Annotated in this window: 15 protein-coding genes; 10 read left to right on the forward strand and 5 right to left on the reverse strand. The window is 37.1% G+C overall.

All coding sequences use genetic code 11. The features are described 5' to 3' along the window. Positions 1–5: 5 nt before the first annotated feature. Entirely contained in the window at positions 6–977 is a 972-nt protein-coding gene (locus AC2A07_RS14760) for a hypothetical protein (protein WP_484051047.1), read from the reverse strand. A 262-nt stretch (positions 978–1,239) separates the two neighbouring features. Here AC2A07_RS14760 and AC2A07_RS14765 point away from each other — a divergent pair, with 262 nt between their 5' ends. Both AC2A07_RS14765 and AC2A07_RS14770 read left to right on the forward strand, forming a co-directional pair. After that, entirely contained in the window at positions 1,240–1,434 is a 195-nt protein-coding gene (locus AC2A07_RS14765) for a hypothetical protein (RefSeq protein ID WP_484051048.1), read from the forward strand. 126 nt (positions 1,435–1,560) lie between these two features. Further along, positions 1,561–2,385 (forward strand): GLPGLI family protein, encoded by an 825-nt coding sequence (locus AC2A07_RS14770; protein ID WP_484051049.1) that lies wholly within the window; start codon positions 1,561–1,563, stop codon positions 2,383–2,385. A gap of 355 nt (positions 2,386–2,740) precedes the next feature. Here AC2A07_RS14770 and AC2A07_RS14775 read toward each other — a convergent pair whose 3' ends face one another. Genes AC2A07_RS14775 through AC2A07_RS14790 form a run of 4 tightly spaced genes read right to left on the reverse strand, consistent with a single transcriptional unit; the run spans position 2,741 to position 7,408 of the window. Next, the gene (locus AC2A07_RS14775; RefSeq protein ID WP_484051050.1) at positions 2,741–3,541 is read right to left on the reverse strand and encodes a hypothetical protein; all 801 of its coding nucleotides are present in this window, start codon (positions 3,539–3,541) and stop codon (positions 2,741–2,743) included. An 8-nt stretch (positions 3,542–3,549) separates the two neighbouring features. Then, positions 3,550–4,281 (reverse strand): MIP/aquaporin family protein, encoded by a 732-nt coding sequence (locus AC2A07_RS14780; RefSeq protein WP_484051051.1) that lies wholly within the window; start codon positions 4,279–4,281, stop codon positions 3,550–3,552. A 23-nt stretch (positions 4,282–4,304) separates the two neighbouring features. Further along, complete coding sequence (gene glpK / locus AC2A07_RS14785; RefSeq protein ID WP_484051052.1) at positions 4,305–5,801, reverse strand: glycerol kinase GlpK; 1,497 nt, start codon at positions 5,799–5,801, stop codon at positions 4,305–4,307. A gap of 26 nt (positions 5,802–5,827) precedes the next feature. Further along, the gene (locus AC2A07_RS14790; protein ID WP_484051053.1) at positions 5,828–7,408 is read right to left on the reverse strand and encodes a glycerol-3-phosphate dehydrogenase/oxidase; all 1,581 of its coding nucleotides are present in this window, start codon (positions 7,406–7,408) and stop codon (positions 5,828–5,830) included. A 117-nt stretch (positions 7,409–7,525) separates the two neighbouring features. Between AC2A07_RS14790 and AC2A07_RS14795 the strand changes: the two genes are divergently transcribed. From AC2A07_RS14795 to rplV, 8 genes are all read left to right on the forward strand, one after another. Beyond that, on the forward strand, positions 7,526–8,290 hold the full coding sequence (locus AC2A07_RS14795) for a DeoR/GlpR family DNA-binding transcription regulator (RefSeq protein WP_484051076.1): 765 nt from the start codon (positions 7,526–7,528) through the stop codon (positions 8,288–8,290). Between the two features lie 546 nt (positions 8,291–8,836). Then, positions 8,837–9,655: a GLPGLI family protein gene (locus AC2A07_RS14800; RefSeq protein ID WP_484051077.1), complete on the forward strand. Its 819-nt coding sequence runs from the start codon at positions 8,837–8,839 to the stop codon at positions 9,653–9,655. Positions 9,656–9,881: 226 nt separating this feature from the next. Then, positions 9,882–10,508: a 50S ribosomal protein L3 gene (gene rplC / locus AC2A07_RS14805; RefSeq protein WP_047442265.1), complete on the forward strand. Its 627-nt coding sequence runs from the start codon at positions 9,882–9,884 to the stop codon at positions 10,506–10,508. After that, positions 10,499–11,128 carry a 50S ribosomal protein L4 gene (gene rplD / locus AC2A07_RS14810; RefSeq protein WP_314493535.1) on the forward strand — a complete coding sequence of 210 codons (630 nt, stop codon included), beginning with the start codon at positions 10,499–10,501 and terminating at the stop codon, positions 11,126–11,128. Before rplC ends, rplD begins: the two co-directional genes overlap by 10 nt. A 3-nt stretch (positions 11,129–11,131) precedes the next feature. Next, positions 11,132–11,422 (forward strand): 50S ribosomal protein L23, encoded by a 291-nt coding sequence (gene rplW / locus AC2A07_RS14815; RefSeq protein WP_047442263.1) that lies wholly within the window; start codon positions 11,132–11,134, stop codon positions 11,420–11,422. A 22-nt stretch (positions 11,423–11,444) separates the two neighbouring features. Continuing rightward, positions 11,445–12,266 (forward strand): 50S ribosomal protein L2, encoded by an 822-nt coding sequence (rplB, locus tag AC2A07_RS14820; protein ID WP_050378484.1) that lies wholly within the window; start codon positions 11,445–11,447, stop codon positions 12,264–12,266. Between the two features lie 2 nt (positions 12,267–12,268). Beyond that, entirely contained in the window at positions 12,269–12,547 is a 279-nt protein-coding gene (gene rpsS, locus AC2A07_RS14825; protein ID WP_050378485.1) for a 30S ribosomal protein S19, read from the forward strand. 2 nt (positions 12,548–12,549) lie between these two features. Beyond that, on the forward strand, positions 12,550–12,948 hold the full coding sequence (rplV, locus tag AC2A07_RS14830; RefSeq protein ID WP_219971497.1) for a 50S ribosomal protein L22: 399 nt from the start codon (positions 12,550–12,552) through the stop codon (positions 12,946–12,948). Position 12,949: the final 1 nt, after the last annotated feature.

Raw genomic sequence — 12,949 nt, forward strand, 5'->3', positions numbered from 1 at the left:
GACTTTCAAAAATCTCTGTCCTTTACAAATTTACTATCTAATTGATAATAAATGATAGTATAGTTGCCGATTTTTTTATCTAAAAAACGGATCACCTGATCAATTTCCTCTCCCGGTATTTCTTCGGTCTTTACTCTGAAGCCCTTACTTAAGAAATGATTAAAGTAGAAACCGTCTTTTGTGATTTCAATTTCGTGGTCGGATATTTTTCTGAAATCCGGATTTTCAAGATCTTTTTCAGATAATGCATTAATAAGCTTATGTTTTCCTAAATGATTGGTCACGATTCCCCAGGAATAGATCGGCAGGGCAACTTCGATTTTTTTTAACGGATATTCCTCAAGTTTTGATAAATAGCTTTTCAGAACAGCTACATTTAAAATTGAATTTTTATCTGAGTTTTCTAAAGGCGAAGAAGTGGAGTAGCACATGAGATATACTTTTTCTACCGGCGGAACTCCCATGACATTTTTGTCTTTCACCTGATGAAGGCGAAGTGTGCAGGTAATTTCTTTTCCGGAAATTTGCTTTAATTTCTTCAAAAATTTAAAATAATCATCTCTGGTTCCTGCGGTCCAGTCGCAGTCGATCTGAATTTCGTTACTGGCAGAGAGCTGATAGTTTTTAACTTTTTTCTTAATCAGGTCATCAATGCTTTTAGAAAGAAAGTCGATCTCATCACCTGTAATTTTAAAAAATGTGCGGTTGGTGATAAATATGGTAGGGATGATTTCTTTTTCTGTACTGAAACTTCTGTCTTTGGTAATGACTGCAACAGGTTCGAATTTTCCGTCTGTTTTGTCAACATCGAAAAATCTCGTGCAGAGAAAATGCGTTGTAGATTCTGCTAAAGCTTTTTTTTCAGCGTGATCTAATGCAAGATTCGTTTTCCAATAATAAAATGTATAAGAATGTGTTTTTTTTTCGCTGCACGAAACCAAAAACAGGATTGCAAAAAGAAGTTGAAGAATTTTCATTATTTATAATGGTTGCACAAATGAAATAATTCTAAAATAAACACGAATATACTGAAAAATATCTTCAAAAAAAGTTATGCTATCAAATAAAAAAAATAACTTATTTTTTCAAAAAAACCTTGTTTATTTTCGCTTTTAATTTTAATTTAGTGTTGTTAACTTAAAAATACAATTAATATTATGAAAAAAATTACTTTTTCCGGCAGCTTTCTGTGCTGTATGAATGATGAGCGCAAAAGATAATCAGAACGATGTTTGTGATTTGCAAAAAGCATCTGGTGACAAAATAGAATCTACACTGTTAAATGCCGGATCCCAAGCACACGATTGGGTGGAGATTGAAACGTGGTGCGGAAAAGTGTTTTATTTGGATAACAATCATTATTCAGATTTTGAAGAAATCGGTGCAGATGCGAACTATTTCACAGATCAACAGTGTGGACCATATCCAGATTAAAATAATGATTAGATCGTCAACCAAAATTAAATCTGCTATTTGCAGATCATTTTAAAGATATAAGCAACAGTGTTTATATAGACAGTATTGCCGGCTGCTATCAGAGTTGGCATATAAAAATTTACTATGAAAAATATTTTGCTCATTTTGATTTTTTCATTTTTACCATTAAAAGGTCAAATTAAATTTAAGTCAAACTTCTCTGTTAAGAATACACCTCTTCGTATTAAAGAATTAGGTAAAGGCACAAACAGTATTTATTATAAAGTTAAATTCAGGGCTGATAGTAAATCAACCAGCAAAAAGGAAACCGTATGCTTACTTCAAATTGGTAATAATATGTCAAAATTTTTTGATTATCATCAATTAAGATATGATTCTATAGTTCAGAAATACAATGATAAAAAGTATTTAGGTGCGCAGGAAGTTGAAGAATTATTAAAAGTAAAAGTCGCATGGTCAAATGTAATTGTAAAAAAATATGATTCACTAACGGTACAGGATAGATTTAAAAACCTTTATGAATATAATGAGATAAAACCCGATTTTGATTGGAAGCTGGAAGAAGGTTCAAAAAAAGTCTTAAACTACGATTGTAAAAAGGCAACGCTTGCGTATGCCGGAAGGGTGTATACTGCATGGTACGCAAAGGAAATTCCCATCTATAATGGACCATATAAATTTGAAGGGTTGCCCGGTTTGATATTGGAAATGTATGATTCTCAAGAAGATTTCCATTTTGAAGCAGTTGGGATTAATAATAAGTCTTTGCCCATTTATATACGCAGCGATGAGAAAATCTTTAGGGTCTCTAAAGAGAAATTCAGAACTATAGAAATGAGTTATTATGAAAATCCCGGTTTTTTCCACGGAAAAGCATTTGATGCGGATGGTAAAGAGTTGTACAGGAATTCTAATAAATTACCATTTAATTTGATAGAGCTTAGATAGCAGGGTGTAACCTACATTAAAAAATCTCCAATCACTGACATTGGAGATTTTTTAATGTGAAATCACATAAGACTTGAGGTTTCCGGCATTGGATTTCTGTTTGATCCAATCTGTTTAATCTAGGAGGTAAAATAAATTTCTGTCTTTACTATCTGAATGCCCGGAATGCGTTGACGGTCAATAGTTCTCCCGTTGTACTTAAAACCGTTTTCCTTCCGCCGGAATAAATAGAAGAATTCAGATTGTAAAAAGCAATGCGCTGAAAATATATGTATATTCCTGTTTATCAAAATTAGAATAAAAAGGTAAAATACGGTTAGTTTCGATTTTATTGATAAGTATACATTGTTCTGCGTTAAAAAGCAGTGGCTGCCAGCTGAATTCTTGCATACTTTTTCGAAGGATTCCACATGGTCATCATCGTAACAGGAAGACGGTAGTGTTCTGTAATTTTGAGCGTTTTGCCGGCTTTTAAGCCAACGTTAACGATGTCGAAACTGTTTGTACCGTTTCCATAGAGAAAATTTCTGTCATTGAGCGAAAATCCTGCACCGATAAAAGCGTTCAGGTCGGCTTTCTGTCCTGCAATAAAAGGATAGCTTGCCTGGATGTAGGTAGAATACTTATTCTTTTTATAGCTTCCGTCAGGCTCTAAAATTACTTCTCCTGCATTAGCTCCTCCATAAAGCATGATGTCAGCTTCAATATTCAATGGGAGAGAGGATCCAAATGTATAATTGGTTCGAAGGTCAATAATATGAGCCGTTCTTGTCCGTGAATAATGAAATGGATCTTCTGAAGCAACTGCAGTATTGATGTTTCTTGAATTAAAAAGATTCCATAATCCGATGTAAAGTCTTCCGTCTGAATATTGGACATAATAATTGATCTCCTTGTAATGTGTTCCGTCATTATCATCTGTCAGAGAAGAGGCTCCCCAGATTCCTGCTTTCCACTTCTTTTCAGAATCGAAAGCATACGATAGATTTCCCATTACTACAGGTTTGTCTGTGATGATCAGGCCTCTCCAAAGATGATTATTCTGAATGTTGGCAGTGAAATCTAGTCTGTTGTTTTTCTTGGGTTCGGTATTGTCCTGACACCACAGTTTTCCTGTACCCAAAATAATCAGGCCTGCAATTTTTAAAACTTTCATAGAGGTATTTATTTTAAGATTCCGAATAATGTTGCTGCAATGATACAGCCCAGAACAGGACCTGCAACAGGAATCCAGGCGTACCTCCAATCACTGCTGCCCTTTAAGGGAAGTATTGCATGCATGATTCTGGGGCCTAAATCTCTGGCAGGATTAATGGCATATCCGGTTGTTCCTCCCAGGCATAAACCGATAGCCCAAACCAATAAGGTTACAGGAAGTGCTCCCACGGAGCCAAGTCCCACTTTAGCTGTTGGGTCTGCATTCATGGCAATGCTGGGATCGGAAAAATGAAAGATGACAAATACCAGAACAAACGTTCCGATGACCTCACTGATGAGATTGGAGAAGGTATTCCTGATGGCGGGACCGGTGCTGAAACATGCCAGTTTAGCTCCTTTGTCATGAGTTACAGCAAAATGATCTTTATGAAAAAGCCATACGAGGAAAGCTCCAAGCATTGCGCCGAGCATCTGTCCGGCTATATAGGTGGGAACCAGATTCCATGAAAATTTTCCTGCGACAGCCAGCCCGATTGATACGGCCGGATTCAGGTGAGCACCACTCACCGGCCCTGCCACGGTGACCCCCACAAAAACAGCCAGTGCCCAGGCCGTTGTGATGACGATCCATCCCGAATTATTTCCTTTGGTACCTTTTAAGACAACATTTGCTACAACACCGTTGCCTAATAATATCATAAGCATTGTGCCTATGAGTTCTGAGATAAATGGGGTCATAAGTAGTTTTTTTATATTAATATTTAATCTTCGGTCCAGCTTTGAGAGCGCTTCACGGCTTTGTTCCAAAAATAGATCATGTGATCTGCTTTTTCTTTATCTACTTTGGGATGGAAATCCTTATCAACGATCCATTGAGACTGGATCTCATGAAGATCCTTCCAGTATCCCACAGCTAATCCTGCAAGATAAGCTGCGCCTAACGCAGTGGTCTCCAGAGTTTTTGGTCTTGTAATCCTGAATCCGAAAAGATCAGACTGTATCTGCATCAGAAGGTTGCTTGCGGAAGCTCCTCCATCTACTCTGAGCTCAAGGCTTGGTCTTCCCGAATCGGCTTCCATAGATTTGACAATATCATAAACCTGAAAAGCTATTCCTTCCAAAGTGGCTCTCGCAATATGGCCGTCTGTCGTTCCACGTGTTATCCCTACAATCGTTCCTCTGGAATACTGGTCCCAGTAAGGCGCTCCCAATCCTGTAAGTGCCGGAACAAAATAAACGCCACCGTTGTCTTCAACACTTGCTGCCAGGTCATTCACATCTTTTGCTGAACGGATAATTTTCAGTCCGTCTCTCAGCCACTGGATTGCAGCACCCCCTACAAAAACGCTTCCTTCAAGTGCATAGCTCACTTCTCCATTGATCTTCCAGGCGACAGTTGTGAGCAGATTATTTTTAGAAGAAACGGCTTCTTTTCCTGTATTCATCAACAGGAAGCATCCTGTTCCATAGGTGTTTTTTACCATGCCGGGATTTACGCAAAGCTGTCCGAATAAGGCAGCCTGCTGATCTCCCGCAATTCCGGCAATCGGAATTTTGGTTGAAAACAAAGTGGTAGCAGTCTCTCCATAAATTTCGCTGCTCTGTTTTACGGCAGGAAGTATAGATTTCGGAATGTCAAACAGATCTAAAAGATCCTGATCCCATTCTAAAGTATGAATGTTGAGAAGCATGGTTCTGCTGGCATTGGAAACATCGGTAATAAACATCTTTCCCCGGGTAAGTTTCCAGACAAGCCATGTGTCAACAGTTCCGAAACATAATCTGCCTTCCTCAGCTTTTTCTTTTGCTCCTTCTACATGATCCAGGATCCATTTTAATTTGGTTGCAGAAAAATAAGCATCCAGAACAAGTCCGGTTTTTTCCCTGATCATATCAGAATGCCCCTTTTCTTTTAATTCATCGCAGTATTTTGAAGTTCTTCTATCCTGCCATACAATAGCATTATAAATAGGTTCGCCTGTTTCTCTATCCCAGACAACAGTCGTTTCACGTTGATTAGTGATGCCGATAGCGACGACTTCCAATCCGGAAATTCCGGCTTTTGCAATAATTTCTGCAGCAACAGATATTTGGGATGACCATATTTCGTTCGGATCATGCTCAACCCAACCGGGAGTAGGATAGATCTGTTCGAAGTTTTTTTGAGAGCTGTATTCGATTGCTCCGCTGTGATTGAATAAGATGGCTCTGGAGGAAGTAGTACCCTGATCTAGAGCGAGGATTAATTTTTTCTTCATATTGTGTAGTTTTTATGAGTGATTGTTTAAGGGTAGTAGGGAGTTAGCAGGTATCCCTGTGCCAGTTCAATAAACTCTTTTTCCTGTTTATCTGCCCATTCCTGAGAATATTTTTTTTCTATGGCAATAAGCTGCGCAATTTTATGGGCACTTTCAATTGCAGCTCTCGCATCTAAAAACAGAAGTCGTACTCTGCGGGCGAGAATATCTTCTATTGTTTCCGCCATTTCATATCTCAGGGCCCAGACGGCTTCTGCTATAGTGAAAGGATGATCAGGATGAATTTTCTGAGCATAGTGATGATTGCTTTTCTGCAGTGACTGTATTGCCGGAATATCTGATCCATATACATACAGATGGCTGCTTCGGTCGACAAGTCCGGCATTTATATTACCGTGGATCGATAGATTTTCTGTCTGAGAAGGTCCTCCCTGTAAATGAAGGATTTCTACAGCTTTATCAATGGTGTCTTCCGCCATCTTACGGTACGTGGTCCATTTACCTCCGATAATGGAAACCAATCCTGTATCGGAAGTGATGACTTTATGGCTACGGGAAACTTCTTTTGTGTTTTTACCTCGTTCTTTGGGTGCTGCCAGCGGTCGTAATCCTGCAAACATAGATTTTACATCATCTCTTGTTGGTTTTTTGGCTAAATATTGTCCGGCTGTATTTAATACGAAATTAATTTCAGATTCAAGAGCCTGCGGTTCAAAGCTCGGGGTTTCCAGAACGGTGTCTGTAGTTCCCACCAGGGCTCTGTCATGCCAAGGTACCACAAACAGAACTCTTCCATCTGATGTCTTAGGGATCATGATGGCGTCATCACTTTTGAGAAATGATTTGTCCAGTACCAAGTGGATACCCTGGCTGGGAACAACAAATTTACCATGTCTTGCATTATTCATATTCAGAATGTCATTGGTGAATACTCCTGTTGCGTTAATAACGGCTTTTGCCCGAAGCTCATATTGTCCGTGTAAAAGCTGGTCTTCTGCCAGTACTCCATTTATCTTTCCTGAACTGTTTTTTAAAAGCCCGGTCACTTTCATATAGTTAAGGACGCTTCCTCCTTTCTCTATGACAGTCTGTGACAGGTTGATGGCTAATCGTGCATCATCGAACTGACCATCCTGATAGACCACGCCGCTTGATAAATCATTTTGTTCAATAGTCGGCAGTTTTTCAATGGTTTCGGTTCTGCTGATATACTTTGTTTTTCCTAAGCTGAGTTTGCCGGAAAGAAAATCATAGATGGATAAACCTATTTTATAATAAATTCCGCTCCACCAAGTATAATTTGGGATAATGAATGATTGGTTTTTGACTACATGGGCAGCATTTTGAGACAGAAGTCCCCTTTCTTTAAGCGCTTCCTTTACTAATCCGATATCTCCCTGTGCAAGGTATCGTACACCTCCGTGAACCAGTTTTGTACTGCGGCTGGATGTGGCTTTTGCGAAATCATGAGACTCAAGCAGAAGGGTTTTAAACCCTCGACTGGCAGCATCTAATGCTGAGCCTAAACCACTTGCTCCTCCTCCGATTACAATAAAATCCCATTCTTCAACATTGGTTAACTTGCTGAGTTCTTCGTTTCGTTTCATAAGTGTTTCGATATGTTTCGTTTTTCAAATATAAAAAATAAAAACGAAACAAAAAGTAAAATGTATGAAATTTCAGTGATCTCGCCGGAAATTATTATTTTTGGTGAAAGAATCAGAATGGAAAAGCTAATACCGAGACATGATGACATATTAAAGGAGTTGGATGAAAAAGGGCATGTTCTTGTTCAGGATCTTTGCGAAAGGCTGAACGTTTCGTCAGTTACCGTTCGTAAAGATCTGAACTATCTTGAAGGCTTAGGGTTGCTTTTCCGAAACCACGGAGGAGCAAGTAAGTATGTACACTATGCTTATGAAAGAAACGTTTATGAAAAAGAAAATATTAATGTAGAAGCCAAACAGAATATTGCAAAAGGAGCCCTGAAGCTTATTCAGGAAAACGACTGTATAATCCTTGCATCCGGAACAACAATGCACTATCTGGCAAGAATGCTGGTGAATTTCGGCCCTCTGACTGTTCTTACCTCGTCCCTGAGGGTTGCGCTCGAGCTTTGTAACAATCCCAATATCAATATCATTCAGCTTGGAGGAGAAGTAAGGAAGAGTTCCACATCAATTGTGGGATCTATTTCGGAAACGATCCTTAAGCAGTTTTCGTGTACCAAACTCTTTCTGGGAGTTGATGGGATTGATAAGGAATTTGGAATCAGTACTTCCAACGCCGCAGAAGCTCATCTGAACCAACTCATGATAGAATGTTCCGAAAAAGTGGTCATTTTAGGTGACTCTTCAAAACTTAATAAGAAAGGATTCGGGAAGATTGCTCCTCTTGATAAAATTGATTACCTCATAACTGACAAAGGTATAAGTGACGAGGACAGATTGGTATTAGAGGAAATAGGGGTTTCTGTTATTGTAAAATAACGGTCTCCATACTTTGTGTTTTAAAATCAAATTAATTCTTTGAAAAATTCTTGTGTATTTTCGTTTTTATTTTTATTTTAGTTTATATTAATAATTAAAAAGTTATTAATTATGAAAAAATTGCTTTCTGCAGCAGTTTTTAGAAGTTGCTGGTTTTACGAATGCAGATAGCAAGCCTTCTTACGGAATTGAATTGGTTTCTTTAAAGAGTATTAATTTAAAAGATAGCAAAAATAGAACAGAAATATGAAACAGGAATACATTATTGCTGATAATTCAAAGGGGCTTATTAGGTCAATGATGTTTTTTTATACTTGGGAGAGAATGCATTCTCCATATATTTCTTGGATTTAGATTAATATTCAGATGACTATAATGGTTTGATTGACTATACCAATGATGTGGCATATTTCAATGCTCAAAAATGTAATGGCAATATGGGTCAAAATGATAATGTTGTATTTTATAGATTTATAAATGTTTTTTTAGGATGATCTTTTCCTCCTTTTTTTAATTTATAAAAGTATGAGATTTTTAATTATAGCCATGGCTTTGCTGTTACACAATTTGTCGTATTCAAAGCAAACTACATTTCAACGTGAATTTAAAATGAAAAGTAGTTTGTTTTCTGTTAAAAACTATGGAAAAAGTACACTGAATATTTATTATCAATTCACTTTTTCAGATGATGGAAAATCCCAAAGAATTCCCCGGGAGACAATTTGTATTTTGCAAAGCAATGATAGTTTCACAAAATTTAGCGATTTTGCATCAATAAAATTGGATTCTTTAAGAGAAATATTCAGCCACCAAGACTTTGTAGATGTTAAAGATTTGAATCAGATGATGGAATATAAAATACTTTGGGGGAACATTAGTTTGAAAAAACTTAAAGATGGAACAGTAACTCATCAAAATAGGATTAAAAGGTTGTATGAGTATGAAGAAGATATTCCTGATTTTAAGTGGCAATTTGAAAAGGGAGAAAAAAAAATTCTTGGACATAATTGTAAAAAAGCATCTGTAAAATACAGGGGAAGAAATTATATCGCCTGGTATTCTACAGAAATTCCGATCAACAATGGGCCATATGTTTTTCAAGGTCTTCCGGGATTAATTTTAGAGATTGGGGATCTTGAGGGAATCTTTCATTTTGTAGCTCAGGGGATAGATAAAAAGCAAATAGATATTTATTTGGAATATGAAAAAAGTGTTTTAAAAGTAAGCCGACAGAAATTGAGAGAAGTAAGAAAGACTTATTATGAAAACCCAGGTGCCTTTCATGGAAATGCATATAATGAGGATGGGAGTAAAATTATAACAAAATCAAATCCTATTCCCTACAATCCAATAGAATTGGAATAATATTCAAAATTATTAAGTAGTTAAAGCCTTTCAATAATTATTGAAAGGCTTTAACTTTCTATAAATCAAAATATTTTGCAATATATATTTGTCAAATTAAATTTTATTCATACATTTGCACACTCATTTTAGGGGAGGAGTATGCCCAATTCAAACTTGGTAATTACTTGAGAACTCGAAAAATGAAGGTGAATACAAGGAAATTTTATAACATATTATATAAATAATGTCAGGTATTATTGGAAAAAAAATTGGGATGACTTCTCTGTTTGACGAAAACGGCAAAAATATGCCGTGCACCGTTATTCAGGCAGGTCCTTGCTCAGTTTTACAGGTCAGAACCATTGAAAAGGACGGATATAAATCTGTTCAGTTAGGTTTCGATGACAAGAGTGAAAAGAACGTTGGTAAAGCGTTGGCTGGCCATTTTAAAAAGGCTGGTTCTGCTCCTAAAGCTAAGTTGGTAGAATTCTACAGAGAATTCGTTGACGAAGTAAAAGTAGGAGAAGAGGTAAAAGTTGATCTATTCGCTGAAGGTGAATTTGTTGACGTAACAGGAACTTCAAAAGGTAAAGGTTTCCAGGGTGTTGTTAAAAGACACGGCTTTGGAGGTGTAATGCAGGCTACTCACGGTCAGCACAACAGATTAAGAGCCCCAGGTTCTATCGGTGCGGGATCGGATCCTTCGAGAGTATTCAAAGGAATGAGAATGGCAGGTAGAATGGGAGGTAAGCAGGTAACTGTACAAAACCTTCAGGTATTAAAAGTGGATCAAGAACAAAATCTTTTAGTAGTAAAAGGTGCTGTTCCGGGAGCTAAAAATTCTTATGTAATTATCAGAAAATGGAACTAGTAGTATTAAATACATCAGGAAAAGAAACCGGAAAAAAAGTAACTCTGGACGAATCTGTATTCGGTATTGAGCCAAATAAGCACGCGGTTTACTTAGAAGTGAAACAGTACCTTGCCGCTCAGAGACAAGGAACTCATAAATCAAAAGAAAGAAGCGAAATTACAGCTTCTACTAAAAAACTTAAGAAGCAAAAAGGATCTGGTTCTGCGAGATATGGTGATATTAAATCGCCGACTTTCAGAGGGGGTGGTAGAGTATTCGGACCTAAGCCAAGAGATTACAGATTCAAATTGAATAAAGCTCTTAAGAGATTAGCAAAAAAATCTGTTCTTTCTCAGAAGTTGAAAGACAACAGTATTAAAATTGTAGAAGGTTTGAGCATTTCTGCTCCTAAAACTAAAGATTTTATCACTATCCTTAATGCATTGGCATTAAACGATAAGAAATCTTTATTCATTCTTCCTGATACAAACAAGAATGTGTATTTATCTTCAAGAAACTTACCTAAGACAAAAGTGATGAAGTTCAATGAGATCAGTTCTTATGACTTAATCAATGCAGGTGAGATCGTTTTCTTAGAAGGTGCAGTTGAAAAATTCCAGGAAAATTTAAAGAAATAAATCATGTCACTAATTATTAAACCAGTTATTTCAGAAAAAGCAAACTATCTTACAGATTTAAGAGGTGCTTATTCTTTCTTAGTACAACCTAAGGCGAATAAAATCCAGATTAAAAATGCAATAGAGCAGGCTTATGGTGTAAAAGTAGCAGACGTTAGAACCATGATTTATGCTCCTAAAGTTTCTTCGAAATACACGAAAAAAGGTCTTCAAGTAGGAAAGACAAACAAATTAAAAAAGGCGGTTATCACTCTTGCTGAAGGAGAAGTAATCGACATTTTTGCTGTAAATTAATTATTAATTATAAATAATAGTAATGTCTGTTAGAAAATTAAAACCTATCACCCCAGGACAGAGATTCAGAATTGTTAACAATTTTGAGGAAATTACTACCAACAAACCGGAGAAGTCTCTGACCGTTGGTATTAGTAAGTCAGGTGGACGTAACCAAACTGGTAAAATGACCATGCGTTACACCGGAGGTGGACACAAAAAGAAATACAGAATTATCGACTTCAAAAGAAACAAGCATGATGTTGAAGCAACGGTAAAAACTGTAGAATATGATCCAAACAGAACTGCTTTCATCGCTTTAGTTGAATATGCAGACGGAGAGAAGAGATACATCATCGCTCCAAACGGGATCAAAGTTGATCAAAAAATCATTTCTGGTGAAAGCGTAGAACCTAATGTAGGTAACGCAATGAAATTGAAAAACATTCCTTTGGGAACTGTGATTTCTTGTATCGAAATGAAGCCTGGTCAAGGTGCAATCTTAGCAAGAAGTGCTGGTTCGTCAGCTCAATTGACTTCAAGAGACGGGAAATATGCAATCATCAAATTGCCTTCAGGAGAATCAAGAATGATCCTTACTGAGTGTTATGCAATGATTGGATCTGTTTCTAACTCTGATCATCAGTTAACTGTTTCAGGTAAGGCTGGTAGAAGCAGATGGTTAGGTAGAAGACCTAGAACAAGACCGGTAGTAATGAACCCAGTAGATCACCCAATGGGAGGTGGTGAAGGACGTTCTTCCGGAGGTCACCCAAGATCTAGAAACGGTATGCCTGCTAAAGGTTACAAAACCAGAAAGAAAAATAAAGCGTCTAACCGTCATATCATATCTAAACGTAAATAATTATGGCAAGATCACTTAAAAAAGGACCATTCATCGCATATACTTTAGATAAGAAGGTTCAGGCAAATATAGAGGCTGGTAAGAAAACAGTTATCAAAACTTGGTCTAGAGCGTCTATGATCTCTCCGGACTTCGTAGGACAAACTATTGCAGTACACAACGGGAAATCTTTTATCCCTGTTTATGTTACTGAGAACATGGTAGGTCACAAGTTAGGCGAATTTTCTCCAACAAGATCTTTCAGAGGTCATGGTGGTAATAAAAATAAAGGAAGTAGATAATCATGGGATCAAGAAAAAGAGAAAGTGCATTAGCACGTAAATTAACAAATCAAGATGTAGTAAAAGCATTACACAACGATTGCCCGACATCTCCTAGAAAGATGAGATTAGTTGCTGATATCATCAGAGGGGTAGAAGTTGACAAAGCTTTGAGCATCCTAAAATATTCAAAGAAAGGAGCTTCTGAGAAATTGGAAAAAGTATTACTTTCTGCGATGGCCAACTGGCAGACAAAAAACGAAGGTGCTGATATTGAAGAAGCTAACCTGATCGTTAAAGAAATTTTTGTAGACAGTGCAAGACAATTGAAGAGGCTGAGACCGGCTCCACAAGGTAGAGGGTACAGAATCAGAAAAAGATCAAACCACATTACACTAATCTTAGGTACAAAAGAAAATTAAT

Source organism: Chryseobacterium sp. HNCC26DJ238 (genome assembly GCF_057180465.1).